Annotated in this window: 23 protein-coding genes, 1 other RNA gene and 1 pseudogene; 8 read left to right on the top strand and 17 right to left on the bottom strand. The window is 67.7% G+C overall.

Annotated elements, in window-relative coordinates; translation table 11 throughout:
* Positions 1–298: 298 nt before the first annotated feature.
* Genes ftsL through mraZ form a run of 3 tightly spaced genes read right to left on the bottom strand, consistent with a single transcriptional unit; the run spans position 299 to position 2,087 of the window.
* The gene (gene ftsL / locus HG421_RS02380; protein WP_005991913.1) at positions 299–562 is read right to left on the bottom strand and encodes a cell division protein FtsL; all 264 of its coding nucleotides are present in this window, start codon (positions 560–562) and stop codon (positions 299–301) included.
* The gene (rsmH, locus tag HG421_RS02375) at positions 559–1,617 is read right to left on the bottom strand and encodes a 16S rRNA (cytosine(1402)-N(4))-methyltransferase RsmH (RefSeq protein WP_169708064.1); all 1,059 of its coding nucleotides are present in this window, start codon (positions 1,615–1,617) and stop codon (positions 559–561) included. The genes ftsL and rsmH overlap by 4 nt, the downstream gene beginning before the upstream one ends.
* Positions 1,618–1,631: 14 nt before the next feature.
* Positions 1,632–2,087 carry a division/cell wall cluster transcriptional repressor MraZ gene (gene mraZ / locus HG421_RS02370; RefSeq protein ID WP_005910933.1) on the bottom strand — a complete coding sequence of 152 codons (456 nt, stop codon included), beginning with the start codon at positions 2,085–2,087 and terminating at the stop codon, positions 1,632–1,634.
* Between the two features lie 314 nt (positions 2,088–2,401).
* Here mraZ and HG421_RS02365 point away from each other — a divergent pair, with 314 nt between their 5' ends.
* The 3 genes from HG421_RS02365 to HG421_RS02355 are packed head-to-tail and all read left to right on the top strand — an operon-like array spanning position 2,402 to position 3,783.
* Positions 2,402–3,169: an NRDE family protein gene (locus tag HG421_RS02365; RefSeq protein WP_169704883.1), complete on the top strand. Its 768-nt coding sequence runs from the start codon at positions 2,402–2,404 to the stop codon at positions 3,167–3,169.
* A gap of 48 nt (positions 3,170–3,217) precedes the next feature.
* Positions 3,218–3,469, top strand: coding sequence for a type II toxin-antitoxin system CcdA family antitoxin (locus HG421_RS02360; RefSeq protein ID WP_169704881.1), 252 nt, complete (start codon positions 3,218–3,220; stop codon positions 3,467–3,469).
* Positions 3,466–3,783 carry a CcdB family protein gene (locus HG421_RS02355; RefSeq protein WP_169704879.1) on the top strand — a complete coding sequence of 106 codons (318 nt, stop codon included), beginning with the start codon at positions 3,466–3,468 and terminating at the stop codon, positions 3,781–3,783. Before HG421_RS02360 ends, HG421_RS02355 begins: the two co-directional genes overlap by 4 nt.
* 949 nt (positions 3,784–4,732) lie before the next feature.
* Here HG421_RS02355 and rnpB read toward each other — a convergent pair.
* Positions 4,733–5,159: RNase P RNA component class A (rnpB, locus tag HG421_RS02350), an RNA gene on the bottom strand.
* Positions 5,160–5,304: 145 nt separating this feature from the next.
* Complete coding sequence (rsmI, locus tag HG421_RS02345) at positions 5,305–6,126, bottom strand: 16S rRNA (cytidine(1402)-2'-O)-methyltransferase (RefSeq protein ID WP_169704877.1); 822 nt, start codon at positions 6,124–6,126, stop codon at positions 5,305–5,307.
* Between the two features lie 82 nt (positions 6,127–6,208).
* On the opposite strand from rsmI, the gene HG421_RS02340 reads away from it, so the two are divergent.
* The 5 genes from HG421_RS02340 to HG421_RS02320 all read left to right on the top strand — a co-directional run bounded on the left by HG421_RS02340 (position 6,209) and on the right by HG421_RS02320 (position 10,894).
* On the top strand, positions 6,209–7,939 hold the full coding sequence (locus tag HG421_RS02340) for a penicillin-binding protein activator (RefSeq protein ID WP_169704875.1): 1,731 nt from the start codon (positions 6,209–6,211) through the stop codon (positions 7,937–7,939).
* A gap of 5 nt (positions 7,940–7,944) precedes the next feature.
* Positions 7,945–8,313, top strand: a complete 369-nt coding sequence (locus HG421_RS02335) for a YraN family protein (RefSeq protein ID WP_169704873.1) — start codon at positions 7,945–7,947, stop codon at positions 8,311–8,313.
* A 28-nt stretch (positions 8,314–8,341) separates the two neighbouring features.
* Positions 8,342–8,881 carry a metal-dependent hydrolase gene (locus HG421_RS02330; RefSeq protein ID WP_169704871.1) on the top strand — a complete coding sequence of 180 codons (540 nt, stop codon included), beginning with the start codon at positions 8,342–8,344 and terminating at the stop codon, positions 8,879–8,881.
* Positions 8,878–10,272 carry an FAD-binding oxidoreductase gene (locus tag HG421_RS02325; protein WP_169704869.1) on the top strand — a complete coding sequence of 465 codons (1,395 nt, stop codon included), beginning with the start codon at positions 8,878–8,880 and terminating at the stop codon, positions 10,270–10,272. Before HG421_RS02330 ends, HG421_RS02325 begins: the two co-directional genes overlap by 4 nt.
* 70 nt (positions 10,273–10,342) lie before the next feature.
* Positions 10,343–10,894 carry a hypothetical protein gene (locus HG421_RS02320; RefSeq protein ID WP_169708063.1) on the top strand — a complete coding sequence of 184 codons (552 nt, stop codon included), beginning with the start codon at positions 10,343–10,345 and terminating at the stop codon, positions 10,892–10,894.
* A 37-nt stretch (positions 10,895–10,931) separates the two neighbouring features.
* Here the strand turns inward: HG421_RS02320 and HG421_RS02315 are convergent, their stop codons facing one another.
* The 12 genes and pseudogenes from HG421_RS02315 to HG421_RS02260 form a co-directional block, all read right to left on the bottom strand.
* Positions 10,932–11,648, bottom strand: coding sequence for a response regulator (locus tag HG421_RS02315; protein ID WP_169704867.1), 717 nt, complete (start codon positions 11,646–11,648; stop codon positions 10,932–10,934).
* A complete protein-coding gene (locus HG421_RS02310; protein ID WP_169704865.1) occupies positions 11,638–14,298 on the bottom strand; it encodes a sensor histidine kinase in 2,661 nt (886 codons plus the stop codon). The genes HG421_RS02315 and HG421_RS02310 overlap by 11 nt, the downstream gene beginning before the upstream one ends.
* A gap of 48 nt (positions 14,299–14,346) precedes the next feature.
* Positions 14,347–14,976, bottom strand: a complete 630-nt coding sequence (kdpC, locus tag HG421_RS02305; RefSeq protein WP_169704863.1) for a potassium-transporting ATPase subunit KdpC — start codon at positions 14,974–14,976, stop codon at positions 14,347–14,349.
* A gap of 30 nt (positions 14,977–15,006) precedes the next feature.
* Complete coding sequence (kdpB, locus tag HG421_RS02300) at positions 15,007–17,121, bottom strand: potassium-transporting ATPase subunit KdpB (protein ID WP_169704861.1); 2,115 nt, start codon at positions 17,119–17,121, stop codon at positions 15,007–15,009.
* 9 nt (positions 17,122–17,130) lie between these two features.
* Positions 17,131–18,873, bottom strand: a complete 1,743-nt coding sequence (gene kdpA / locus HG421_RS02295; protein ID WP_169704859.1) for a potassium-transporting ATPase subunit KdpA — start codon at positions 18,871–18,873, stop codon at positions 17,131–17,133.
* 15 nt (positions 18,874–18,888) lie between these two features.
* On the bottom strand, positions 18,889–18,981 hold the full coding sequence (locus HG421_RS02290; RefSeq protein WP_006452907.1) for a potassium-transporting ATPase subunit F: 93 nt from the start codon (positions 18,979–18,981) through the stop codon (positions 18,889–18,891).
* A 619-nt stretch (positions 18,982–19,600) separates the two neighbouring features.
* A pseudogene (locus tag HG421_RS02285) lies at positions 19,601–21,182 on the bottom strand (CocE/NonD family hydrolase).
* A 553-nt stretch (positions 21,183–21,735) separates the two neighbouring features.
* On the bottom strand, positions 21,736–22,710 hold the full coding sequence (thiL, locus tag HG421_RS02280; RefSeq protein ID WP_169704857.1) for a thiamine-phosphate kinase: 975 nt from the start codon (positions 22,708–22,710) through the stop codon (positions 21,736–21,738).
* Positions 22,711–22,818: 108 nt separating this feature from the next.
* The gene (nusB, locus tag HG421_RS02275) at positions 22,819–23,298 is read right to left on the bottom strand and encodes a transcription antitermination factor NusB (RefSeq protein WP_169704855.1); all 480 of its coding nucleotides are present in this window, start codon (positions 23,296–23,298) and stop codon (positions 22,819–22,821) included.
* Positions 23,295–23,759, bottom strand: coding sequence for a 6,7-dimethyl-8-ribityllumazine synthase (gene ribH / locus HG421_RS02270; RefSeq protein WP_003490334.1), 465 nt, complete (start codon positions 23,757–23,759; stop codon positions 23,295–23,297). Before ribH ends, nusB begins: the two co-directional genes overlap by 4 nt.
* Positions 23,760–24,071: 312 nt before the next feature.
* Positions 24,072–25,211: a 3,4-dihydroxy-2-butanone-4-phosphate synthase gene (gene ribB / locus HG421_RS02265; RefSeq protein WP_169704853.1), complete on the bottom strand. Its 1,140-nt coding sequence runs from the start codon at positions 25,209–25,211 to the stop codon at positions 24,072–24,074.
* The gene (locus HG421_RS02260; RefSeq protein WP_169704851.1) at positions 25,208–25,810 is read right to left on the bottom strand and encodes a riboflavin synthase; all 603 of its coding nucleotides are present in this window, start codon (positions 25,808–25,810) and stop codon (positions 25,208–25,210) included. The genes ribB and HG421_RS02260 overlap by 4 nt, the downstream gene beginning before the upstream one ends.
* Between the last annotated feature and the right edge of the window lie 129 nt (positions 25,811–25,939).

Genomic DNA, 25,939 nt, shown 5'->3' with positions numbered 1-25,939 from the left:
CAACGGCTGTCCTGCCGTTGTGTCATGGCGACACCTGCGTATGCGCCACCCTGCGGGCGGCTGCGCCGTGCACAACGGCTGTCCTGCCGTTGTGTCATGGCGACACCTGCGTGTGCGCCGCCCTGCGGGCGGCTACGCCGTGCACAACGGCTGTCCTGCCGTTGTGTCATGGCGACACCTGCGTGTGCGCCGCCCTGCGGGCGGCTGCGCCGTGCACAACGGCTGTCCTGCCGTTGTGTCATGGCGACACCTGCGTGTGCGCCGCTGCGCCATGCAACACGGCTGTCGTGCAGATGTTTCATGGGCGCACGACCACGATGTCGTTGGTCTCCGGGAACTTCATCCCGATGCGCGCGCGCGCGACCTGATCGACCCGGTTGCTTTCCGCCCAGGTGGCCTGCTCCAGCTGCAGCCGGCCGAACTCGATGTTCAATTCATCGCGCGTGTGCTCGAGCTTGGACAACTGCACGAACAACTTGCGGTGCATGTGGCGCATGTACACCACCCCGATCGCCGAGGCGATGCTGCAGGCCAGCAGCACGATGAGCAGCAGGCGGCTCATGCAGCGTCTCCGTTCGGAGACGCCGGGAATGGAGAATCGGGAGTCGGGAATCGGGAAGCAGCGGCGCTGTCGCCTTTGCCCATTCTCGATTCCCCATTCCCCATTCCCAGCTTCTCAGCCACCCGCAACACCGCGCTGCGGGCGCGGGGATTGATGTTCAATTCGGCGTCGTCGGCCTTGATCGCGCCGCTGATCAACTGCAGCGTCGGCACGAACGGCTGCGCTTCGGGCAGGCGGCGATTGCTCGGCGGGGCCTTGGCGTAGCGGGCCATGAATTGCTTGACGATGCGGTCTTCCAGCGAGTGGAAGCTGATCACCGCCAGGCGGCCGCCCGGCTTGAGCGCGTCCAGCGCAGCGTCCAGCCCGGCTTCCAGATCGGCCAGCTCGCGATTGATGTGGATGCGGATGGCCTGAAAGCTGCGCGTGGCCGGATGCGTCTTGCTGTCGCCGCGCGGCATCACCGATGCGATCAGATCGGCCAGTTGGGCGGTGCGCAGCAGCGGCTGTTCGGCGCGACGCGCCACGATGGCCCGTGCGATGCGCCGGCTCTGACGTTCTTCGCCATAGGTCCATAGCACATCGGCGATCTCACGGTCGCTGGCCTGCGCAAGCCAGTCGGCTGCGCTCTGGCCGCTGTCCGGGTCCATGCGCATGTCCAGCGGGCCGTCCTTGCCGAAGCTGAAACCCCGCCCGGCCACATCCAGCTGCGGCGAAGACACGCCCAGATCCAGCAGGATGCCGTCCACCGTTGCGGCCGCGACCACCTGGCCAAGCGTGGCGAAACTGCCGCGATGGATGGACACGCGCGCATCGCCACCGAAGCTCTGTTCGGCCACCGCGATCGCTTCAGGGTCCTTGTCCATCACCAGCAGTCGACCTCCCGGCCCAAGGTGTTCCAGCACGCCACGTGCGTGTCCGCCACGCCCGAACGTGCCATCGAGATACGTTCCGTTGTCGGTCACCTGCAGGCCGTCCAACACCTGCGTGTACAGCACCGGCACATGCGCCGCCGGCGGCTGCGACACCGGGTGACCGGGCTGCGCTTCACCGCGCATCCGGGCACCCCGGCTCACAACCTGAGATCGAGCAATTCATCGCCCAGATCCCCGTCAGACAATGTCTGCTGGATCAGTGCGCGATGTGCCTGCTCGCTCCAGAGTTCGAACTTGTCGCCCATGCCCAGCAGCACGGCCTTTTTTTCGATGCCGACCGCATTGCGGTGGCTGGCCGGAATGCTCAGACGGCCATTGGCGTCCAGCTCCAGCACGGCGGATGAACCCACCAGCTTCTGTTGCAGCGTGCGGACCACGCGCTGGGTGTTGGGCTTGGACATCACATCGTCGCGCACCCGCTCCCACTCCTTTTCCGCATACAGCCACAAACAGCCGGCTTCGAAGGGGTTGTAGGTGAGCACAAGGCGGTTACCGCTCACGCGCGCAACAAGGTCGCGGTATGCGGTAGGTACCGCCATGCGCCCTTTGTCGTCCACCGTGATGGCAGTCTCGCCCTGAAACACCGAATGCAACCTCGAATACCCGCTGGGGGATCATTGAACCACGAAAAACCACAAAACACCTGGTTTTCCCTCCGATGCCCACATTAGCAGCGCGTCAAAGGTTGTCAACAGTTTTCAAGGTGGCAAATCGCTAGTCGCATCAATGAGTTGCAGCACTCTTTAGAGACTTGTTCAAAGCTTATCCACAAGTTGCTGTTTCGTCTCAGATTTTGAGATTGAACGAAAATTCAGGGCCGTGAAGGCCATGTAAATCCGACCCCGGTCTCACTTCACGCTGCGCCAGCTGCACACCGCAACTGCGCAAACCGGCGACAATCGGCACCATGTGCTTGGTCGCTCTTGCCTGGAAAACCCACCCGCGCTGGCGCCTGCTGCTGGCCGGCAACCGCGACGAATTCCATGAGAGACCGACCGCCCCGTTGGCGCGCTGGGCGGCGCCCGCCGACAGCGTGCTGGCCGGGCGCGACCTGCGCTCGGGCGGCAGCTGGGTCGGGCTGGGCAGCGACGGCCGCGTTGCCGTGGTCACCAACGTGCGCGATCCGCTCGCCACCGCCTCGGGCCGCTCGCGCGGGCATCTGATTGCGGACTACCTGTCCGGCAGCCTGGACGCCACCGCGTACGCCAACACACTGGCCGGCGCCGCCGACGAGTTCCCACCTTTCAATCTTTTGCTGTGCGACGCCGACCGCTGCGAGCACCTGAGCAACCACCCACCGCTGGCGCGCCGGCTGGAGCCGGGCATCCACGGCATATCCAACGGCCCGCTGGACACGCCGTGGCCGAAGACGCGCGCATTGACCGGCGCCCTGCACGACTGGTGCGCCCACGACAGCGACGACCTGCAACCGCTGTGGGACGCGCTGGGCAATCCCGCCACCGCGCCCGACCACACCCTCCCGAGTACCGGCGTGGACCTGTCCACCGAGCGCCTGCTCTCGGCCGCCTTCATTGCCGGCCCCAGTTACGGCACCCGCGCCAGCACCATCGTGGCGGTCGACCATCACGGCCACGGCTTCATCCACGAGCGCCGCTTCGGCCCGAACGGAGTCTTCCAGGGCGAAACACGTCTGGAAATCCCGGGGAAGCGTTGACAATCCAAAATCATGCGCATAGCGTGCGCATGACCGAGGAGCCAACGCATGAACCGCTACTACGATGTTTCTGCGCAGAAGAAGCCACTGAATCTGACCATCAACGCCGACCTGGCCTCGCAAGCCCGCGCGATGACCGGCAACCTGTCGGCCAAGGTGGAGGAATTGCTGGCCGAGTACGTAGCCAGGGAACGCGACACCCACAGCGCCAGGGCGATGGAGTTGCAGCGCGCCGCGAGCGAATGGAAGACCTTCACCGACGCGCACGGCTCTTTTGCCGACGAGTTCTCCACGCTATGACCGACCAGTTCGATGTCTACGCCAACGTCGGACGCAACAAGAACATTCCTTATGTGGTGGTCGTGCAGTCGAAGATCTTCGATGCCTCCCCGCGCCGCGTCGTCGTGCCATTGGTCAGCACATCCGCGCACTCCCCGACGCCATCCCGCTTCACCCCCGAATTCGTGGTCGCCGGCCACCGCGTCGTCCTGCAACCGCTGGAAATGACCTCGGTCCCGCTCTCGGCACTCACCCAGCCGGCTGGCTCATTGAAGGACGAAGGGCAGCGCATCGTCGACGCCCTGGACGAGCTGTTCACTCGCTCATTCGGCTAGGCAGCACGCTGACACCCGCAGCGTGAGCGAGAAGACCCACGACGCAGGTCGCGGCTGGTTGCGCACGCTGAAGCATCGGTTGATCCAGGATCGCAGCGCGTGACGCCCGATTTGCCGCCAGGACGGCCAGAGCGAAACACTCGCCCCCATCCGCCCTTCGGGCACCTTCCCCCGCAAGCGGTGGAAGGGAGTGGATCAGGTAGCGCGCAAGCACCCCGGCCAACCACCCATCTGCAACCCCTTGAGTCGAGGGGGCGCGGCGACAGCCGCGGGGGTTGTGGCATGCACGGAGCCGGGACCCACGCTTTTTTATTGCCGCAACCGGTACGAACTGCTCCCCCATCCGCCCTTCGGGCTCCTTCCCCCGCAAGCGGTGGAAGGGAGCAGATCAGATAGCGCGCAAGCACCCCAGCCAACCACCTACCTGCAAGCCCCCTTGCGTCAAGGGGGCGCGGCGACAGCCGCGGGTTTTGGCATGCCCGGAGCCGGGACCCACGCTTTTTTATTGCCGCAACCGGTACGAACTGCTCCCCCCATCCGCCCTTCGGGCACCTTCCCCCGCAAGCGGTGGAAGGGAGCAGATCAGATAGCGCGCAAGCACCCCAGCCAACCACCTACCTGCAAGCCCCCTTGCGTCAAGGGGGCGCGGCGACAGCCGCGGGTTTTGGCATGCCCGGAGCCGGGACCCACGCTTTTTTATTGCCGCAACCGGTACGAACTGCTCCCCCCATCCGCCCTTCGGGCACCTTCCCCCGCAAGCGGTGGAAGGGAGCAGATCAGGTAGCGCGCAAGCACCCCAGCCAACCACCTACCTGCAAGCCCCCTTGAGTCAAGGGGGCGCGGCGACAGCCGCGGGGTTCTGGCATGCCACGGAGCGGGACCCGCGTTTTGTACCGCCAACGGCGGTACGAAGCGTGGGCGCCTTTTTTGGGCCTACGCCCAAAAAAGGCGGCGGAGCCGGCCGATAAGCCGGGTTCTGTCGTGGACAGTCATTCGTCTAGGCGCTACGTCACCGCAGCGCTCAAGCAACCTACCCGGATCCAGCGCGGGCCACGCCAATGGATCCCTATTTGGTCTTGCTCCAGGTGGGGTTTGCCGTGCCGGTCCGTTACCGGACTCGCGGTGCGCTCTTACCGCACCATTTCACCCTTACCGGCCCCTCGCCACCCCTCTGCGGCCTCCGGGCGCACTTGGCGATGCGATGCATCGCCGGCACGTTCCAGCGGCGGCAGAGGGGTGACGAGGGACGTAGGCGGTATCTTTCTGTTGCACTTTCCGTCGGCTTGCGCCGCCCAGGCGTTACCTGGCACCTTGCCCTGTGGAGCCCGGACTTTCCTCGGCACCCTTGCGAGTGACGCGACTGTCTGGCCGACTCCGCCGGGGCGCATTCTACGCTATCGCTGCTGTGCAGAACGGCGCAGCGCGTCCAGCATGCGATGGCGCGGTAGGAACGTACCCGGGCGCGAAGAGGCTTGCGGAGACACCACGAGCACGGCCGAACGTGCTCCGGCGATGTCAGACCTAGCCGCCATACAACGCCTTGCGCGGCGCACCGGTCAGCTCCGCGGCCAGCTTGGCGGCGGTGGACGGCGGCAGGTGTTCGGCGAGCTTGGCGTAGACGCGGCGGCCTTCGGCCAGCTGGCCGTCGGCGGCGTCGGTGGCGCCCTGCACCATCACCACGAACTCGCCCTTGCGCTGGTTGTCGTCGGCTTCGACCTGTGCCTGCAGCTGCGCCAGGGTGCCGTCGAGCACGGTTTCGAACAGTTTGGTGAGTTCGCGGGCGATCACCGCCGGGCGGTCGTCGCCGAAGGCCAGGCGCAGGTCGGCCAGCGAGTCGACGATGCGGTGCGAGGATTCGTAGAACACCAGGGTGCGGGTCTCGCCGGCCAGGTGCGCCAGGCGCTCGCGGCGGGCGGCACTCTTGGCCGGCAGGAAGCCTTCGAAGCCGAAGCGGTCGCTGGGCAGGCCGGCCACACTGAGCGCGGCAATCGCCGCACAGGCGCCGGGTACGGGGCTGACCTTGATGCCGGCCGCGCGGGCGGCGCGCACCAGCTTGAAGCCGGGGTCGCTGACCAGCGGGGTGCCGGCGTCGCTGACGATGGCCAGCGACTCGCCCTCGCGCAGGCGCGCCACGATGCGCTCGGACATGGCCTCTTCGTTGTGGTCGTGCAGGGCCAGCAGCGGGCGGTCGATGCCGAAATGGCTGAGCAACTGGCGGGTGTGGCGGGTGTCTTCGGCGCAGATCGCGGCCACGCCACGCAACACCTCCTGCGCGCGGGGCGACAGGTCGGCCAGGTTGCCGATCGGCGTGGCGACCACGTGCAGGGTTCCAGGGGACATCATCAGCGGTCTTCCGGGGGCAAAGGGTAGAATCGTAGCGGTTTTCAACGGACCGCCCTGGCGGCCCCTGTCCAATGGATCTGAAATGAACAAGCGTGTTGCAAGGATCTCCGCCCTGTCGCTGCTGGTCATGCTGGCCGCCGGCTGCGCCACCAGCAGTGTCACCCAGACCGCCTCGCCGACGCAGAGCGCGGCGCTGGCGCTGCTGGACCAGGGCAAGCCGCGCGAGGCGGCGCAGCAGCTGGAAGCCGAGGCCGCCAGCGCCAGTGGTGCGCAGCGCAGCCGCTTGCTGGCCGCCGCCGCGTTCGGCTGGCACGACGCCGGCGACGATGCGCGTGCGCGCACGCTGCTGGCGCAGGTCAACGCACGCCACCTGAGCGGCGAAGACCGCGCCCGCTTCGGGCTGCTGACCGGCGAGCTGGCGGTGATCGACAAGCAGGGCGCGCAAGCGCTGCAGGCGCTGGGCGACAGTCCGCAGGGGCTGACCCAGCCGCTGCAGACGCGCTGGCTGCTGGCCCACGCCGCCGCACTGGAAGCCACCGGCGACCTGTTCGGCGCCGCCGCCGCGCGTGCGCGCGCCGACGCCAGCCTGACCGGCACCGCGCGCAGCGACAACCAGCGCGCCATCGTGCGCCTGCTGGCCGCGCTGGACGATGCAACGCTCAAAGGCCGTACCGCCGCACTGCCGGCCGGCGACCCGCTGTACAACTTCGCCGGACGCGCGCTGATCAGCCGCGGGCTCGGGCTGCCGCGCGCGTTCGAGCGCGATGCGCAATGGGGCTTCGACACCAGCAAGCGTCCGCCAGCCGAGCGCGACGGGTATCGCCCGCCGGTCAAGCTGGGCGTGTTGTTGCCGCTCACCGGCAACCTGGCCACCGCCTCTGCCCCGGTGCGAGATGGCCTGCTGGCCGGCTATTACGCCGAAACCCGCCGCCGCCCGGAGGTGCAGTTCTTCGACACCGCCGGCACCGCCGCCGGTGCCAACGCCGCCTACGACAAGGCAGTGAACGCTGGTGTCGATTACGTGGTCGGCCCATTGGGTCGCGACGAGGTCAGCGCGTTGTTCGCGCGCGGTCAGCTTGCGGTGCCGGTGCTGGCGCTCAACCGCCCCGCCGACAACAAGGCACCGCCGACCGGTAGCGCGGGCTTCTCGCTGGCGCCGGAAGACGACGGCATCATGGCCGCCGAATACCTGCTCTCGCGCGAGCGCCGCAACGTGCTGATCGTTGGCACCAGCGACGACAACGGCAAGCGCACCATCAAGGCCTTCCGCGACCGCTTCAGCGAACGCGGTGGCACGGTGGTCGGCAGCATCAGCGTGGCCGATGCGCCGGGCGACATCGGCGCGCAACTGCGCAATTACGGCACCGCCGATGCGGTGTTCCTGGCGGTACGCGGCAACACCGCGCGCGCATTGGCCCCACAGCTGGCGCTGGCCGGGTTTGCCGGCAAATCGCGCGTGGGCACTTCGCAGCTGGTGGCCGGCACCGGCAAGGTCGAAGACGACCTGGCGCTGGATGGCATCGTCTACCCGAGCGAGACCTGGACCGCCCTGGGCGTATCCGGTCTGCCGGCGGCCAGCCAGGTCGCCAGCACGCTGCCCAGCGCACGCGGCCCGGCCGCCCGCCTGTTCGCGTTCGGCTACGACGCCTGGAAGATCAGTGCGTATCTGGAAAAACTCGCCACCGGCACCGATGGCGGCCTGCGCGGCGCCACCGGCACCCTGCATCTGGATGGCTTCGGCAATGTGTTGCGCACGCCGGCCTGGTCCACCTTCAACGGTGGCCGCCCGACGCCGATCGCCGACGGCCGCTGAGGCCCATGCCGGCAGCGCGCCAGCAACGCGGGGCGGCGGTGGAAGCCGCGGCCTGCGCGTTGCTGGAGCAGGCCGGCCTGCGGCGGGTGGCAGGCAATGCCACCTACCGCGGCGGCGAACTGGATCTGGTGATGCGCGACGGCCAGATGCTGGTGTTCGTGGAGGTGCGCTACCGCCGCGATGCCCGCTTCGGCGGCGGCGCGGCGTCGGTGGATCTGCGCAAGCGCCGCAAGCTGGTATTGGCGGCGCAGTTGTTTCTTGGCTCTCACCCTGCACTGGCAGCGCTGCCGTGCCGCTTCGATGTGGTGGACGCCAGTGGCGAACCGCCGCAACTGCACTGGATCCGCGACGCGTTCCGCGCCGACGATTGCTGATTCTTCCAGAAGCCCGCACCGCCATCCGATGCCGACCATCATGACCCACGCCGCGGTTCCGCTTGCGCTTTGGTGCGCCAGCGAACGCGGCCGCATCTCGCCACGCCTGCTGGCTGCCGGTGTGCTGGCGGCGATGCTGCCAGACGCCGACGTGGCGGCCTTTGCGTTGCACATCCCGTATGCCGACGCGTTCGGCCATCGCGGTGCCAGCCACTCGTTGTTGTTCGCCGCAGTGATGGCATTGTTCGGCGGCGCGGCGCATCGGCTGTTGCGTGCCGATGCCGTGCAGGCGGCTGTGTTTTTGTTCGTCTGCGCCGCATCGCACCCGCTGCTGGATGCGATGACCTCCGGCGGCCTGGGCGTGGCACTAGGCTGGCCGTGGGACCAGACACGCTGGTTCGCACCGTGGCGGCCCATTCGCGTGTCGCCGTTCGCCAGCGGCTTTTTCAACGCGCGCGGCCTGAACACGCTGCTCTCCGAGCTGCGTTGGGTCTGGCTGCCGCTCACCGTCGCCATGCTGGGCTGGAGATGCATCCAGCGCACGACACCACAGGATCAGATGCGATGACCGACGTACTTCCCGCCGCACTGTCCGACCTGTTGGCAGCGCGCCTCGGTGCCGATGGCTGGTTGACCGGCAACGACGCGCGCCGCCGCTATGGCGAGGACGATTCGCGCCGCTGGGCGTTGCCCGCCGCCGTCGCCTTGCCGGGCGATACCGAGGATGTGGTGGCGATCGTGCAGGCCTGCCGCGCGCATGGCGTGCCGATCGTGGCGCGCGGCGCCGGCACCGGCACCACCGGTGCGGCGGTGCCGTTTTCCGGCGGCGTGGTGATGTCGATGGCACGCATGGATCGCATCCTTGCGCTGCGTCCGGCCGATCGCTGCGCCATCGTGCAACCGGGCCTGCTCAACGGCCAATTGCAGCAGGCCTTGCAGCCGCATGGCCTGTTCTGGCCGCCGGATCCGTCCAGCGCGGACATCTGCAGCGTCGGCGGCAATCTGTCCACCAATGCCGGCGGCCCGCGCGCGGTGAAATATGGCGCCACCCGCGACAACGTGCTCGGCCTTGTCGCCGTCACCGGCACCGGCGAAGTCATCCGCTGCGGCGGTGCATACACCAAGAATTCCACCGGTTACGACCTCACGCATCTATTGGTCGGCAGCGAGGGCACCCTGGCGATCATCGTCGAAGCGACCTTGAAGCTGACGCCGCGCGCGGTGGCGCAAGCCGGGCTGCGCGCCTTGTACCGCGATGCGGCCAGCGCGGCGGCAGCGGTGTCGCGGGTGATGGCGCAACCGACCACGCCGACGATGCTGGAATTCATGGATGCCAGCGCCATTGCGCTGCTGCGTCGCAATGGCAGCGACGTGCCCGAGTCCGGCGCGATGTTGTTGATCGAAGCCGATGGCGATCACGACACCCTGCCCTATGCGTTGCAGGCCCTGCATGACGCAGCCGATGGCGAGGGCGTGCTGAGCCTGGACGTGGCCGCCGACGGCAGCGCGCGCGACAAGCTGTGGGCTGCGCGGCGCGCATTATCGCCGGCACTGCGCACCATCAAGCCAGGCAAGATCAACGAAGACGTGGTGGTGCCGGTGTCGCGCATTCCTGCGCTGGTCGCCGGGGTGGAAGCACTGGCGGCGGAATTCGCGCTGCCCATCGTCGCCTTCGGCCATGCCGGCAACGGCAACCTGCACGTCAACATCATGTACGACCCGGACGATGCCGATGAAAACGCACGCGCTCACGCCGCATTGCCGCGCGTGTTCGCGCTGGTGCTGTCGCTGGAAGGCACACTCTCCGGCGAGCACGGCATCGGCGTGGCCAAGCGCGACTTCATGACCCAGGCCTTCGACCCGGCCACGCTGGCGGCGATGCGCGCGATCAAGGCGGCGCTGGATCCGGATGGCATTTTGAATCCGGGTAAGGTGTTGCCCACCTTGCCCGCACAGTGACAATCTTATGGATACTCACTCCATGAACAAATTTCTTCGGAACGCGCTCGATCCGCACCGCAACAAGGCGCTGGAACGGCTGTTGATAGCACGCGATGCATTTCACTACAGCGCTGCAGGTTATGCGCTGCTGACCTCGTCGGAGACTGGCCCGGAAATAGCGCGACACCGCATCCATATCACCGAATCGGGCTTCACCATCACCCAAGGCGACACGTCTCCAGAGTCGGCAGGGAACGGGTATCGCGTAACCTTCAACGCTGCCGTACATGCTGGACTGGCGCGTTCGACGATGGACGCGGCTTACGCGCGCATGCTGTCGGAGAGCGTGGCCGCGACCGGGGACTACGCTGCGGCTAAGCAAGAGTTCAAAGAATTACGCGACCAAGACTGGTTTGCCTTCGCGATGCATCTGCGTAACGCCTTCAGCCACAACAATGCATGGAACTTCGGAAACAAAAGCAAGCTTCCCGTCCGATGGCGCAGCTTTACCATCGACGCTGCAATGGCTGGACTCCCCCTCAATGACTTCCTTCCCTGGTACCACGGACTGCAACTGTGTGCGCAGATGATCCTGTACGTCGAAGGCACCGTCGATTACAGGCAGCAACGCGTCCCCTGATACACGCAGTCATCCATCTCCGGCGCACCAGATACGCTCAGCGCGTCACACCGATAAACCGCAGCCCCACGCCCGGCTCGGTGACGATGTAATGCGGGTCGGCGGCATCGTCGTGCAGTTTCTGGCGCAGCTTGCCGAGCAGGATGCGCAGGTAATGGGTGTCTTCTTCGTGGGTGGGGCCCCACACTTCGCGCAGCAACTGCGGTTGCGTCACCACGCGGCCGGCGTGCTTGAGCAGCAGCGCGAGCAGGGCGTATTCCTTGCGGCTGAGCGGCACCGCTTCGCCATTGAGGGTGACTTCGCGCAGGCCCAGGTGGATATGCAGGCGGCCGTCGTCGAACACGCTTTCTTCCACCGTGCTGCCGGCGCCGGACTGACGCAGCAGCGCGCGGATGCGCGCCATCAGTTCCTGCACGCCGAAGGGTTTGGTGACGTAGTCGTTGGCGCCGGCATCGAGTGCGGCGACCTTTTCGGCTTCGCCGGCGCGGACGGTGAGCATGATCACCGGCACGCTGGACCATTGGCGGATCTCGCGCAGCACCTCGTGGCCGTCGCGATCGGGCAGGCCGATATCCAGCACCACCAGTTCGGCGCCCTGCCCGGCCAGCGTGGCCAGGCCTTCTTCGGCGGTGCCGGCCTGCAGCACGCGGTACCCCTGCGCACGCAGGCTGATGTCGAGAAAACGGCGGATTTGCGGCTCATCGTCGATGATCAACACGCGGGCGGGCGGGATGGCAGCAGGGTCAGTCGGCATCGGGGCGTGGTGGCGCGGCAGGGAGGAGCAGCGGCAGCGTAATGCGAATCGTGGTGCCCTGACCATGTGCCCCGGCCAGTGCCTCCACGCTGCCGCCGTGCGCACCGATCATGCCCTGGCAGATGGTCAGGCCCAGGCCGGTGCCATGGCGGCCACGGTCGCCGCGCTCCACGCTGTAGAACATGTCGAAGATGCGCGCGCGCTCGTCTTCGGGAATGCCGGGGCCCTGGTCGCCGATGTCGATCTGCAGCGCACCATTGCGCAGTTGCGCCTGCACGGTGACCGCCATGCCGGGTGGCGAAAATTTCGCCGCATTTTCCAGCACGTTGAAGATGGCCTGCTCCACCAGCGCCGGATGTACCCAGATCGCCGGCAGGTCGGGGGCCAGGTCCAGTTGCAGCCGCACCTCCGGCTGGTAGCGCTGCAGACGGCGGGTGGCCGAGCCGATCAACTCGTCCACGCCGATCCAGTCGCGATTCAAGGTCAGCCCGGTGTGGCCGAGCCGGGTCATGTCGAGCAGGTTCTGGATGTAGCGATCCAGCCGCTCGCCTTCGAGCTGGATGGTGTCGAGCAGGCTGTGGCGGTCCTGCGCGTCCATCGCATCGCCATAGCTGGCCAGGCTGCTGGCCGAACCGATCATCGAGGCCAGCGGCGAGCGCAGGTCGTGCGAGACCGACGACAGCAGCGCCGAGCGCAGCCGCTCGGTTTCGCCGGTCACCCGCGCGCCCTCCAGGTCGGCGACCAGCCGCGTGCGCAGCGCGGCCTGGCCGATATCGTCCACCATCGCTTCGGCCAGGCGGCGCTGCTCCAGGCCGGGCCGCTGCACGCCCTGGCGCAAGCGCAAGGCCGCCACGCCGAGGGTGCCGCGCTCGTGTCGCACCGGCAGGCACCACCACTGCGCGCCGGCCAGGGTATCGGTGAAGCGTCCGGCCGGCTGCCCGTGGCGCTGGGTCCACTCCGCCGCACTGCGGTCGAGCGCGCCGAAGCTGGGTGGCGCCTCGCTTTCGCGCTGCTCCAGGCGCAGCCAGACCTCGGCATCCAGCGCGGTGGTCAGCGCACGCCGGCCGGCCTCCAGCACCTGCCCCAGATCGGCGGCGGTACTGAGCTGGCGGCCCAGCGCCTGCAGCGCGTTGGCATGCGCATTGGCCGCGCGTAGCGCCAGCACCTGGCTGCGCAGGCGCGAGGCCAGCCGCCCGGCGACCAGCGCGGCAATCAGGAACAGGCACACCGTCACCACGCCCTGGCGGGCGCTGATGTGCAGGGTGAAGCGCGGTTCGATGAAGAAGAAGTTGTAGGCGACAAAACTCAGCAGCGCGGCGATCACCGCCGCGGCCATGCGCGTGCGCGAGGCCACCAGCACCACCGCGACGATGAACACCATCGACAGGTCGTCGATATCGGTCCAGCGCTGCAGCAGCCACGCCACGCCGACCGCAGCGGCCGCCGCGATCGCCGCGAAGGCCAGGTCGTAGCGCTGCAGCCACTGGCGCGGGTTGCGCCAGCGCTGACGTGCGCGTGCACGCGCATCGGCGGAACTGACGATGACCAGTTCGTAATGCGCGCCTCGCTGCAGCAGTTGCTGGGTCAGGGTGCGGTTGAACATGCGCGCCAGCGGGCGTTCGCGCGTGCGCCCCAGCAGCAGCGTGGACACGCCGTTATGGGAGGCGAAATCCAGCAGGGCGTCGGCCACGTTGGCGCCGTGCAGCAGCGCGGTATCGCCGCCGAGGCGGCGCGTGAGCGCGAAGGCACGATCGATCTCCAGCTGCCAGTGCGCATCGGCCACGGTGCGTGTCTGCACCGTCACCACCGTCCACGGCGCATCGCGGCGCTCTGACAGGCGCCGAGCCACCCGCACCAGGTACTCCGAACTGCCACGCCCATCGATGGCCACCACCACGCGGCGGCGCAACGCGGCCGTGCCGGGCAGCCCGCGCGCGGCCTGGGTGTCGCGCAGATCGCTGTCGACGCGGTCGGCGGCGGTCTGCATCGCCAGTTCGCGCAGGGCAGTGAGGTTGGAGGGCGAAAAAAACGCCTGTAGCGCTTGCGTGGCCTGTTCGGGCAGATACACCTTGCCCTGCTGCAGGCGCTCGATCAGTTCGCGTGGCGGCAGGTCCACCAGCACGATGTCGCGCAGGCGGTCGAACACCGCATCGGGCACGGTTTCGGACACGCGCACGCCGGTGATGCGCAGCACGATGTCGTTGAGGCTTTCCAGGTGCTGGATGTTGACCGTGGTGTAGACATCGATTCCGGCATCGAGCAATTCCACGATGTCCTGCCAGCGGCGCTCGTGCCGGCTGCCCGGCACGTTGCGGTGCGCCAGCTCGTCGATCAGCGCCAGCTGCGGCTTGCGCGTCAGCAATGCATCCAGATCGAGTTCTTCCAGTACCCGTCCCTGGTAGTTCACGCGCATGCGTGGCAGCAGCGGCAGGCCGTCCAGCAGCGCAGCGGTTTCGCTGCGCCCGTGGGTTTCCACCACGCCGGCCACCACGTCGACGCCCTGCCGCAGACGCTCGCGCGCCCGCGACAGCATGGCGTAGGTCTTGCCCACGCCGGGCGCCGCACCCAGGAAGACCGTGAGCCGCCCGCCATGGTCGCGTTGCAGTTCGCCGATCAGCGCGTCGGCGTGTTGGGTGCGGGAGTCAATCATTGGGAATAGGGAATGGGGAATCGCAAAGCCTACAGCTGCCCGATGATCCTAGTGCTTTTGCTTCACCCCATTCCCGGTTCCCGTTTCCCCATTCCCAGCGCGATCCAGCGCCAGATTCAGCGCCAGCACATTCACCCGTGGCTGCCCAAGCAGGCCGAACTGGGGTTGTTCGGTGGCGGCCTGCAGGAGTGCGGCGACGCGTTGTTCCGGCCAGCCGCGGGCGGCGGCGACGCGGCGCACCTGGACCTGCGCGCCGGCCGGGCTCAGGTGTGGGTCCAGGCCGCTGCCGGACTGGGTCAGCAACTCGCCGGGAACCGCGTCCGGGGCGATGCCGTCGCGCGCGGCGACTTCGGCACGGGTGGCGGCGATGCGCGCCTGCAGGTCCGGGTTGGAACGCGCCTGGTTGCTGCCGGCGGCAGCGGTGAGGTCGTACTTGGCCGCCGATGGGCGCGGCTGGAAGTAACGTGCATCGGTGAACGGCTGCGCCACCAGTGCCGAGCCGACCACCTTCGTCTCCGCGCGCAACAGCGAGCCCTGCGCCTGCGCCGGAAACAGCGCGCCGGTGATGCCGGTGGCGACCAGCGAATAGGCCAGGCCCAGGCCGAGCAGCGTGAACGCGGCCAGGCCAATAGAGGCACGCAGGACGCCATCGTCGCGCAATGGCAGGGAGGTGGACATGGCAGTGCTCTTGGAAGAAGTGGTCATGACTCAGGTACCCAGGGTGGCGGCCAGCGCCAGGTCGATCAGCTTGATGGCCGCGAACGGCAGCAGCACACCGCCCAGGCCGTAGATCAGCATGTTCCGGCGCAGCAGCGCGGTGGCGCTGGAAGGACGGAAGCGCACGCCGCGCAGCGCCAGCGGAATCAAGGCCGGAATGATCAAGGCGTTGAAGATCAGTGCCGCCAGCACCGCATGCCGCGGGCTGGAGAGCTGCATCACGTTGAGCGCGGCCATCGACCCCATTCCCATGGAAGCGGGCGCCGCCGCAAACAACGCCGGCAGGATCGCGAAATACTTCGACACATCGTTGGCCAGCGAGAAGGTGGTCAAGGCGCCACGCGTGATCAGCTGCTGCTTGCCCACCTCGACCACTGCCAGCAGCTTGGCCGGATCCGAATCCAGGTCGACCATGTTGCCGGCCTCCTTGGCCGCCTGCGTACCGGAGTTCATCGCCAGGCCGACGTCGGCCTGGGCAAGCGCCGGGGCATCGTTGGTGCCGTCGCCGACCATCGCCACCAGTCGCCCGCCGGCCTGCTCGGCACGGATGCGTGCCAGCTTGTCTTCCGGGCGTGCCTGCGCGATGTAGTCGTCCACGCCGGCTTCCGCGGCAATGGCGGCAGCGGTGAGCGGGTTGTCGCCGGTGATCATCACCGTCTTGATGCCCATCGCCCGCAATTGCGCGAACTTTTCCTTGATGCCCTGCTTGACCACGTCGCTCAACTCGACCACGCCCAGCACATGCCGGCCTTCGGCCACCACCAGCGGCGTGGCACCGCCGCGCGCAACTTCCTCGATGCGGCCCTGCAGTTCCGGCGAGACCGTCGCACCCTGCGCCTGCACGTACGCCACGATCGCATCGCCGGCGCCCTTGCGGATGCTGCGGCCGCCCAGATCCACGCCGGACATGCGCGTCTGCGCGGTGAAGGCGATGTAATGCGGAACCCCGCGCATGGATGCGCGGTCCGTTGCGGAGGGATCCGCATCCAATGGCGCCCCCGGCTCGACCGCCACCGCACCTTGCTGGCGCGCCAGCTTGACGATGGACTTGCCTTCCGGCGTCGGGTCCGCCAGCGATGCCAGCATGGCTGCGTCACGCAGCTGTGCGCGGTCGATGCCAGCCAGCGGATGGAACGCGGTGGCCTGGCGATCGCCGTAGGTGATGGTGCCGGTCTTGTCGAGCAACAGCACGTCCACGTCGCCGGCCACTTCCACGGCCTTGCCGGACTTGGCCAACACATTGGCCGACAGCGCGCGATTCATGCCGGCGATACCGATCGCCGGCAACAGCCCGCCGATGGTGGTGGGGATCAGGCACACCAGCAACGCGATCAGCAGCAGCGGATCGAGCGTGACGCCGGCAAAGCCCGCAATCGCCGGCAGCGAGGCCACCACGATCAGGAAGGTCAGCGTCATCGCCGCCAGCAGCAGGGTCAGCGCGATCTCGTTCGGCGTCTTCTGCCGGTTGGCGCCTTCCACCAACGCAATCATGCGATCCAGGAAACTATGCCCCGGCTCGGCGGTGACCTTGAACACGATCTCGTCGGACAGCACCCGCGTGCCGCCGATCACGCCACTGCGATCGGTGCCGGCCTCACGCAGCACCGGGGCCGATTCGCCGGTGACCGCCGCTTCGTTGATGGTGGCGAGACCGCGCACGATTTCACCGTCGGCGGGGACGAATTCGCCCTCGGACACCATCACGTAATCGCCCGGGCGCAACTCGGCCGCCGGCACCCGCGTCTCGCGGCCGCCCAGCGCGGTTTCCACCCGCCGCGCCACCAGGTCCTTGCGTGCACGGCGCAGCGAGGCGGCCTGGCCGCGGCCGCGCGCTTCGGCGATGGCCTCGGCGAAATTGCCGAACAGCACCGTTACGAACAGGATGGCGGTCACCGCCCAGCCGAAGCCGGCATGCGCCTGACCGCTGGCGGTGATCACCGCCGCCAGCACGGTACCGCCCATCACCACGGCCATCACCGGGCTGCGCAGCAGATGCCGTGGCGACAACTTGATAAAGGCCGCGCGCAGCGCTGCAGCCAGCACCGCAGCATCGAACAAGGCGGCGTTGCCGCGTTCGCGCTTCTCACTCATATCGATCGTAGACATTGCTCGGTCTCAGGACGCCGCCAGGGCGAGGTCTTCGGCGATGGGGCCCAGCACCAGTGCCGGCATGAACTGCAGCACGGTCAGCACGAGCACGATCGCCATCAGGGTCAGCGCAAAGGTGGGCGTTTCGACTTGCAGGCTGCCGGCCGACTCGGGCGCGCGCCGCTTCACCGCCATGCGCGCAGCCACCATCAACGGCAGGATCAGCGCCGGGTAGCGGCCCAGGGCCAGCACCACCGCGCAACTCAGGCTCCACCAGTACGTGGCATCGCCCAGCCCCTCGAAACCCGAGCCGTTGTTGGCGAACGCCGAGGTGTACTCGTAGAACACCTGGCTGATGCCATGAAAGCCGGGATTGGAATTGGCAGTGAACGCCGGCACCGCCAGCGCCACCGCGGTAAAGCCCAACACCACCAATGGCTGCAGCAGGATCAGCAGCGCCAGCAATTGCACTTCGCGCGATTCGATCTTGCGGCCGAACAACTCCGGCGTGCGCCCGGTCATCAAACCGGCCAGAAACACGCTCAGCAACAGATACACCACGAACTGCTGCAAGCCGCAGCCGATGCCGCCCCAGATGGCATTGATCAGCATGTCCACCAGCGTGACCAGGCCGCTCAACGGTGCCAGCGAATCGTGCATCGCATTGACCGAGCCATTGGAGGTCTGCGTGGTCAACGCGGCCCACAACGCAGAGGCGTCGGCGCCGATGCGCACTTCCTTGCCTTCCATCAACGCCGGCGAAGCGGAACTCCCCGACTGCGCTTCGGACCACAGCAACAACGCGGTGGACACGGCCGACATCGTCAACATGGTGCCGAACACCAGCGCCGTGAGCCGTTTGCGCCCGGTCAGATAGCCGACCATGAACACCACGCTCATCGGCAGCAGCACCAGCGCCAGGGTTTCCAGCAAGTTGCTCAGCGGCGTGGGGTTTTCCAGCGCCACCGTGCTGTTGGGGCCATACCAGCCGCCACCGTTGGTGCCGAGCTGTTTGGCCGCCACCATCGACGCCACCGGGCCTACCGGAATGGTCTGCCTGGCCATCCCGGCGCCGCTGTCCAGCGGCACGGCAGTGGCCGCGCCCTGCAGCGTGGACGGCACGCCCTGCCAGCCCAGCAGCACGGTCCACAGCAGGCACAGCGGCAGCAACACGCGCACGCTGGCGCGGATGACATCGGCCCAGTAGTTGCCGACATCGGCTTCGGGAAGTGTCTCCGCGCTGGCGCTCGCCGTTGCGTCCGATGCCGGCGTGCCATAAGACGGGGGTGCGATGGCGCGCCCACCGAACAACGCACGCAGCGTTGCCACCGCCAATGCCAGGCCCATCATCGGCGTCACCACCTGCAGACCGACGATGCCGGTCATCTGCGACAGGTACGACAACTGCGACTGGCCCGAGTAGTGCTGCTGATTGGTGTTGGTGAGGAACGACACCATGGTGTGCAGCGCGGTATCCCACCGCATGTTGGCAATGGCATCGGGGTTGAGCGGCAACCAGGCCTGGGTCATGAACACCACCCAGGTCAGCAGGCCGACCACCAGGTTGCTGATCACGAACGCCATGGCGTAACCGCGCCAGGACATGCCCTGCTGCGGGCGCGTGCCGAGCAGCGCGTACAGGGGCCGTTCGATCAGCCCGAACACGCCATCGCCCCGCATCGGGGCACCGCGCATCACCGCAGCCAGGTACCGGCCCACGGGCCACGCCAGCACGATGGCCAGCGCGTAAACAAGAAAGGTTTCAGTCATTGCAGCGCACTCGCATCAGAAGTCTTCGGGCCGCAGCACCACGTACAGCAGGTACGCGGCGGCAACGAGGACGGCCACGCCGCACAACAGGGACAACCAGGCAGGCATGTCGTTCACTCCCCGAAACGTGCGCAGGCACGCGACAACATGAAGCTGCCTGCATCTTCAGGCAGCCGGGACACGACGACAGGGCAAGGCGCCGCCGCACCGCGCGCGCAGCGCCGGTGGAGCAGACAGGTCAAGGGATGCATCGGGATCGTCCACGGCGGAACCGCTCCGCCAACCCGCGCAGTGTCTTCCCGGGCTGCGTAAAGTCGCTATGGACCTGCCGCAGCCGGAGCGTAAATTCCGCATAAAAGCCGCGAGATGGCTGGGTAACCGGAAAGCTGGATAAGCGCCGGCCGCTCGGCACATAGCCGATTGCGATTGCGTTTGCGATTGCGGCAGATTGCTCCGCGGTGGCCGATGCCGAAGGTCGAATCGATTCCGAGTTCACGACGCCCGGAGCGCGCCGCGTGATGCCTCTTCGCATACCGGCGATCTACAGAATCGAGGGATGCTTCGAGGGGGCAGGATCGCTTGCGGGGTTCAAGCCCCCGGAGCCTCACCGAATCCAGCGACTGCGTGTCGGGGCGCATCATCCGCACTGGATGCAAACCAGCACTTGAGCGGCGCAACCGGTTGCGATTGCGCCGCAAGATGGCAGTGCCCCATCTACCGAGCGCCGCTATCGCAGCGGTACGTTCAACACCGATGGGGTTGCGACCGGCGAGGAGAACGTCACCGTGCCGCCGCCGTCGCTGGCATCGGTGTAGCGCGCGTCGCGGGTGTCGATGACCAGCACCAGTCGCTGCCCCGCCGGGATCTCGGCGGCAGCGGCCTGCAATGTCCAGTCCAGCGTCAGCGCACGCCCCGGGGTGGCACCGCGCAGCGAATACGGCGCATGCGTGATCAACTGCGCCACACCCAACGCGTCCATGCGGTACAGATACGCAAACAGGCTCACATTCGGTTGACTGGGCATCACCGTCACGCGTAGCGACGGGCTGCCCGCCAGCCGGCGCATGCCGCTCGAAGGCGAGCCCACCCAGACCGCTGCGCCGGCACGCGTCACCAGCGGAATCGAGGTGGTCACCGGCAGTCCGATGCCCTGCAACAGACCGCTGACCAGCACCACGCCGGAGTCGGCCAGGGTGGGCACATCGGTGGCGATACGCGATTGCCATCCGCTGGCGCTGCCCCCGATCAGGCCACCAGTGGGGCTGAGCAGACCCGTTGGCGCGGACAGGCCCAGCCGCGTGCTGCCCTGCTGTACCGCCGCCCAGTCCGGATACTCCAGCCATTGCCCGGCGCGCGGCGATAGCCGGATGGCGGCTTCGGCATCCACGCCGTTGTTACGCTGCTTGAGATGGCGGTCGAACCAGCGCGTGGCTGCGGTGTAGATCTCATTGGGCAGGCCCAGGGCGCCCGGCAGTTCGGTCGTGGCATGGTCGCCCTGGCTCAGCAGCAACTGCTTGGGCCCGCGCAATTGATTGAAGAACGCAATGGTCTGGTTCGGCGGAAACAGACCGTCGTTGAAGGCATTGCCCAGCAAGACGGCGGTGCGGTTGAGGTTGAGCGCGTCCACCCCGCGCACCGGGCTGCGCGAAGCGGCCTGCGGCAGGAAGCCCTGCACTGCGCCGTCGTAGTCGCCAACGGCGACCCGCTGCCCGATCTGCGCCAGGTCAGGACCAGGCCGGCCGGTCAACGCCCCCGCGCCGACCAGCAAGCCGACACCCTGCTGGCTGACCGTGCGATTGGAGTACAGCGACGCCTCCAGATCGGCCCAGCCGCTGAGTGCAGCCACTGCCTTGATGCGCGGGTCGCGCTCGGCCGCCAGCAGGCTGATGCCGGCGCCATAGGAGATCCCCGACGCACCGATCGCATTCGGGTTGGCTGGCGTATGCGCCAGCGCCCAGTCGATCACCGCGCTGACGTCTTCCACCGTGTCCGGCCCGGCGATATCGATCTGACCAGCCGAATCCCAGAACCCGCGCGAGGTGTAGCTGACCACCACATAGCCGTCGCTGGCCAGTTGGGTGGCGCGGCCCAGGTATTCCATATTCGGCAGCGACCAACTGGCCGGCATCACGATCAGCGGAAACGGCCCGGCCCCCTGCCCCTGCGGCACCAGCACCAGGGCGCCCATCTGAGCGCCGTCCCAGCCGGGGAATGCGCTCATAGGTCTTGCTGAAGGCGCCCGCCACGGCCGACGCCGATGCCACCAGCAACGCCAGTGCGGCGATGCCACCAATCCAACGCTTGCTCATGCTGCTTCTCCCACGCAAGGCCGGGCCGGGATGGCCCAGCGGCGATTGCCATGCATCCATGGTTCGGGGGAGAACGCCGGGCGAACGTACCAGACGGTACGGTATGGCTCAAGGACCGGGATTCGGGATTCGGGATTCGGGATTCGGGATTCGGGATTCGGGATTCGGGATTCGGGATTCGGGATTCGGGATTCGGGATTCGGGATTCGGGATTCGGGATTCGGGATTCGGGATTCGGGATTCGGGATTCGGGATTCGGGATTCGGGAATCGGGAATCGGGAATCGGGAATCGGGAATCGGGAATCGGGAATCGGGAATCGGGAATCGGGAATCGGGAGTCGGGAGTCGGGAGTCGGGAGTCGGGAGTCGGGATTCGGGATTCGGGAGTCGCGCCTAGTTCCGCCGCCATGCACTCATCGCGAAGGACTGGCGGGATTACGCGAGCACGCTGCCTTCTCCCGCTTGCGGGAGAAGGTGCCCGAAGGGCGGATGAGGGCCGCCGGCAACATCCACAGTCCCCAGCTGCAACATCAACCCAAGGTCAAGCCCGCATCAGCCAACGAAATGCTGATACCCGCGCTGCGGTGGATGCCAGGGATTGCCGTCGGCGTCATGCACCACCACACCCGGTGCGGCCACGATGCGGCCGATGCGCGTTGCAGCCACGCCGGCAAACGCCATTGCCTGCTCCACTGCCTCGCGATGCGGCGGGGCGGCGGTGAAGCACAGCTCGTAATCGTCGCCGCCGCCGAGCTGCCAGCCGAGACAGGCCAGCGCATCGATGCCATCGCTGCGCCGCATCGGAGGCAGCGTCGCAGAGAAAATTTGCGCGCCCACGCCGCTGCGCTCGCACAGGTGGCCCAGATCGGCCAACAGACCGTCCGAGACATCCACGCAGGCATGCGCTAGCCCACGCAGACGCACGCCGGCCTGCACACGTGGCTGCGGGCGCAGCAGACGGCCGCGCCAGGTTTCATGCACGGCATCGGCCGCGACCTGCGTGACATCCAGCCGGCCGGCCTGCCACAGCGACAACGCCGCTGCGGCCTCGCCTGGCGCCCCGGTGACCCACACGTCATCGCCCACGCGCGCGCCATCGCGACGCAACGCCGCACCCGGCGGCACGCTGCCGATGGCGGTCACCGCACACGACAACGGCCCGCGCGTGGTGTCGCCACCGACCAGGGCAATGTCGTGCGCATCGGCCAGCGCAAAGAAGCCATCGGCAAACCCGTCCACCCAGGCCAGATCGTCGCTGGGCAGCGACAGCGACAAGGTGCACCAGCGCGGCTGTGCGCCCATGGCCGCCAGATCGGACAGGTTCACCGCCAAGGTCTTCCAGCCGACATCGGCAGCCAGCGTCTCGTGCGGGAAATGCACCCCGGCATTGAGCGTATCGGCGGTGATCGCCAACTGCTCGCCGGCCGGCGGCTGCACCAGCGCCGCATCGTCGCCAATGCCCAACGGCACATCGGCACGCGCCGCAATGCGGGCGCGCAGACGAGCGATCAGATCGAATTCGGGCATCGGGACGGGAATAGGGAATAGGGAATGGGGAATCGCAAATGCATCGGGACATAGCGGGAACGCAGGCTTTTACGATTCCCGATTCCCCACTCCCGATTCCCGCGGCGCTCACGCGCCGCTGGCGCCCGACTCAACCTTGCGCCACTCCACCGCGGCGCGATCCAGCACGCCGTTGACATAGGTGTGGCCGTGTTCGGAGCCGAAGCGCTTGGCGGTTTCGATCGCTTCGTTGATGACCACGCGGTAGGGCACGTCCTGCCGGTACAACAGCTCGTAGGCGGCCAGGCGCAGCACCGCGCGTTCGATCGCATCGACTTCGTCCACGCCGCGGTCCAGATACGGCGTCAGCGCGGTATCCAGTTCGGCGCGGTTGGCGATCACGCCATCGACCAGGCTTTCGAAATACGCCAGATCGGCCACTTCGTGCGCCTGCTCATGCGCGAACTGGGCGATCACCTGCTTGGCGAAGCCGCCGGAGATCTGCCAGGCATACACCGCCTGCAGGGCGCGGCGGCGCGCGCGCGAACGCAGCACCGGGTCGATGCCGTCGCGACGGCCGTGGCGTGCATGTCCACCGGACTTGCTCATGGCAACAACTCCATCAAATTCACCAGTTCCAGCGCGGCAAGCGCGCATTCCTCACCCTTGTTGCCATGGCTGCCGCCGGCACGCGCCTCGGCATCTTCCACGCGCTCGACTGCCAGCACGCCGTTGAGCACCGGCACGCCGGTCTGCAGCTGCACGCTCATCAGGCCTTCGGCGCACAGGTCGGCCACGTGTTCGTAATGGCGGGTATCGCCACGGATCACGCAGCCCAACGCGATGATCGCGCCATGCTGGCCAGACTGCGCCACGCGGTTGGCGGCGATCGGGATTTCCCAGGCGCCGGGCACGCGAATCACGTCGATGGCGTCCTCGCCAATGCCATTGCCGGCCAGGCTCTGGCGTGCACCGGCAACCAGCACATCGGTGATGCGGGCGTTCCAGCGGCTGGCGATGATCGCAAAGCGCGCGGTGGTGGGGCGAAGATCGCCTTCGTAGTGGGTCATGCGGGTCGGCAACTCGAGGGGGCGGGAAGTTTAACAGCTGCCGGGGTCGGCCCCGGCGGGCACCGGCACGGCGTGGCCCGGCAAAGCAGGCCCTGCCTTGGCGCCGGACGCCGGACGCCGGACGCCGGACGCCTGGCGCTCGACGCTTGGCGCTTGGCGCTTGGCGCTTGGCGCCAAAACAGTATGGGCAGGCGATAGGCAGGCGGCGACCGGTGGCCCGCGCGCTGCCTGCGGCTGCACTGCGGCCGGCGCATTGGCGGCCAGACTGGGCCAGTGCCACGCCATGGCGCGGCACTGGCCCAGAACCATTGGTTACGGCACCGCGTCCGGCGGCACCGAGCGCACGCCCTGGCCCGGGTGGCATTCCAGGTACTCCACCACTTCCAGTCCGAAGCCGGCCAGGCCGACCTGACGCCGCGGCGTCCCCAGTACACGCAGCTTGCCCAGGCCCAGTTCGGCCAGGATCTGCGCGCCGGCGCCATTGCGCCGCCACTGGCTGACGTCCTTGGCATTGGTGGCGGCCTCGGGCTGCTGGCGCAACCGCGCCAACAACGATTCGCTGTCGCGCGGGGCCGACAGCACCACCATCACGCCCTGCCCTTCGGCGGCAATGGCGCGCAGGGCATCGGTGGCAGCCACGCCGAAATCCTCGCGCTGCCAGTGCAGCAGGTCGGCCAGCGGGTTCTCCACCTGCACCCGCACCAGGGTGGGCGTGTGCGGATCGGCCGTGCCGCGCACCAGGGCGAAGTGCAGGTCGTGGGCGATGCGGTCGCGGTAGGTCACCAGTTGGAATGGTCCAAACTCGGTGGTGATCTCGCGCGCATCCACCCGCTCGACGGTGTGCTCGTTGGCCAGCCGGTAGGCGATCAGGTCGGCGATCGAGCCCATCTTCAGCCCGTGCTCGCGCGCGAACACTTCCAGCTGCGGGCGGCGCGCCATGCTGCCGTCCGGGTTGAGTACCTCCACCAGCACGCCGGCAGGCTCCAGCCCGGCCAGCATCGGCAGGTCGCTGGCCGCCTCTGTGTGACCGGCACGGGTCAGCACGCCGCCGGGCTGCGAGATCAGCGGGAAGATATGCCCCGGCTGGCTCAGATCCTGCGGCTTGGCATCCGGACGTACCGCGGTGCGCACGGTGTGCGCGCGGTCGTAGGCGGAGATGCCGGTGGTCACGCCTTCGGCCGCTTCGATGCTGACGGTGAAGTTGGTCTGGAACTGCGCGGTGTTGTTGCGCACCATCGGCGCCAGGCCAAGCTGTGCGCACCGCTCGCGGGTCAGCGACAGGCACACCAGGCCGCGCGCGTGGGTGACCATGAAGTTGATGTCCGACGGCTTGACCAGCTCGGCGGCCATGATCAGATCGCCCTCGTTTTCGCGGTCCTCGTCATCGACGATCACCACCATGCGCCCGGCACGCAACTCTTCGATCAGCTCGGGAACCGGTGCGAAATTCATGCCCCACCCCGCGTGCCGAGCAGGCGTTCGACATACCGCGCCACCAGGTCGATTTCCAGATTCACCGCCGCACCCACCGCCGTTGCCGAGAACGCCGTGTTTGCCACGGTATGCGGGATCAGCGCGACCTCGAAGCCGGCGTCGTCCACGGCGTTGACGGTCAGGCTGACGCCATCGACGCAGATCGATCCCTTCTTGGCGACATACCGCAGCACCTCGGGCGGTGCCGCAAACCGCCAGCGCTGTGCGCGGGCATCGTCATGGACGGAGTGCACCTGGCCCAGGCCATCGACATGCCCGCTGACCAGATGGCCGCCCAACCGGTCGGTGGGGCGCATCGCGCGTTCGAGATTGATCACCGCACCTTCGGGCAACGCGCCCAGCGTGGTCAGCGACAGGGTTTCGGTGGACGCATCGGCCTGGAAGCTGGTTGCGTCGAACGCGATCACGGTCAGGCACACGCCATTGACCGCGATGCTCTCGCCCAGTTGCACGGCGTCGAACGGCAGGCTGCCGGTGGCAAAGGTGAATCGCACATCGCCGCCCTGCGGCTGGCGCGCGGCCAGGCGGCCGACGCCCTCGATGATTCCGGTGAACATCAGCGCGCCCCCTTGGGCAGCGGGCGCTGCGCAGGAATCAGGCGGTGAACACGTGCACTACAGCGCGGCAGGTGATGCAAAGACATCGTCGTTTCTCGCAGGAGTTGAGCGAAAAACGCCACAAGGCAA

It is taken from the genome of Xanthomonas campestris pv. badrii (genome assembly GCF_012848175.1).
In the GTDB taxonomy this organism is placed as follows: Bacteria; Pseudomonadota; Gammaproteobacteria; order Xanthomonadales; family Xanthomonadaceae; genus Xanthomonas; species Xanthomonas campestris_C.
This window is presented reverse-complemented; position numbering and strand designations above follow the sequence as displayed.

Excerpts from the sequence above, each read along its gene's own strand:
- rsmH (WP_169708064.1), bottom strand. The coding sequence starts at position 1,617 with ATGCGCGGTGAAGCGCAGCCCGGTCACCCGGTGTCGCAGCCGCCGGCG.
- HG421_RS02355 (WP_169704879.1), top strand. The coding sequence starts at position 3,466 with ATGACCGACCAGTTCGATGTCTACGCCAACGTCGGACGCAACAAGAAC.
- HG421_RS02325 (WP_169704869.1), top strand. The coding sequence starts at position 8,878 with ATGACCGACGTACTTCCCGCCGCACTGTCCGACCTGTTGGCAGCGCGC.
- kdpC (WP_169704863.1), bottom strand. The coding sequence starts at position 14,976 with ATGTCCACCTCCCTGCCATTGCGCGACGATGGCGTCCTGCGTGCCTCT.
- kdpB (WP_169704861.1), bottom strand. The coding sequence starts at position 17,121 with ATGTCTACGATCGATATGAGTGAGAAGCGCGAACGCGGCAACGCCGCC.
- kdpA (WP_169704859.1), bottom strand. The coding sequence starts at position 18,873 with ATGACTGAAACCTTTCTTGTTTACGCGCTGGCCATCGTGCTGGCGTGG.
- rsmI (WP_169704877.1), bottom strand. The coding sequence starts at position 6,126 with ATGATGTCCCCTGGAACCCTGCACGTGGTCGCCACGCCGATCGGCAAC.
- nusB (WP_169704855.1), bottom strand. The coding sequence starts at position 23,298 with ATGAGCAAGTCCGGTGGACATGCACGCCACGGCCGTCGCGACGGCATC.
- HG421_RS02315 (WP_169704867.1), bottom strand. The coding sequence starts at position 11,648 with ATGCCGACTGACCCTGCTGCCATCCCGCCCGCCCGCGTGTTGATCATC.
- thiL (WP_169704857.1), bottom strand. The coding sequence starts at position 22,710 with ATGCCCGAATTCGATCTGATCGCTCGTCTGCGCGCCCGCATTGCGGCG.
- HG421_RS02290 (WP_006452907.1), bottom strand. The coding sequence starts at position 18,981 with ATGCCTGCCTGGTTGTCCCTGTTGTGCGGCGTGGCCGTCCTCGTTGCC.
- HG421_RS02310 (WP_169704865.1), bottom strand. The coding sequence starts at position 14,298 with ATGATTGACTCCCGCACCCAACACGCCGACGCGCTGATCGGCGAACTG.
- ribH (WP_003490334.1), bottom strand. The coding sequence starts at position 23,759 with ATGACCCACTACGAAGGCGATCTTCGCCCCACCACCGCGCGCTTTGCG.
- HG421_RS02365 (WP_169704883.1), top strand. The coding sequence starts at position 2,402 with ATGTGCTTGGTCGCTCTTGCCTGGAAAACCCACCCGCGCTGGCGCCTG.
- HG421_RS02360 (WP_169704881.1), top strand. The coding sequence starts at position 3,218 with ATGAACCGCTACTACGATGTTTCTGCGCAGAAGAAGCCACTGAATCTG.
- HG421_RS02330 (WP_169704871.1), top strand. The coding sequence starts at position 8,342 with ATGCCGACCATCATGACCCACGCCGCGGTTCCGCTTGCGCTTTGGTGC.
- ftsL (WP_005991913.1), bottom strand. The coding sequence starts at position 562 with ATGAGCCGCCTGCTGCTCATCGTGCTGCTGGCCTGCAGCATCGCCTCG.
- HG421_RS02340 (WP_169704875.1), top strand. The coding sequence starts at position 6,209 with ATGAACAAGCGTGTTGCAAGGATCTCCGCCCTGTCGCTGCTGGTCATG.
- ribB (WP_169704853.1), bottom strand. The coding sequence starts at position 25,211 with ATGAATTTCGCACCGGTTCCCGAGCTGATCGAAGAGTTGCGTGCCGGG.
- HG421_RS02335 (WP_169704873.1), top strand. The coding sequence starts at position 7,945 with ATGCCGGCAGCGCGCCAGCAACGCGGGGCGGCGGTGGAAGCCGCGGCC.
- HG421_RS02260 (WP_169704851.1), bottom strand. The coding sequence starts at position 25,810 with ATGTTCACCGGAATCATCGAGGGCGTCGGCCGCCTGGCCGCGCGCCAG.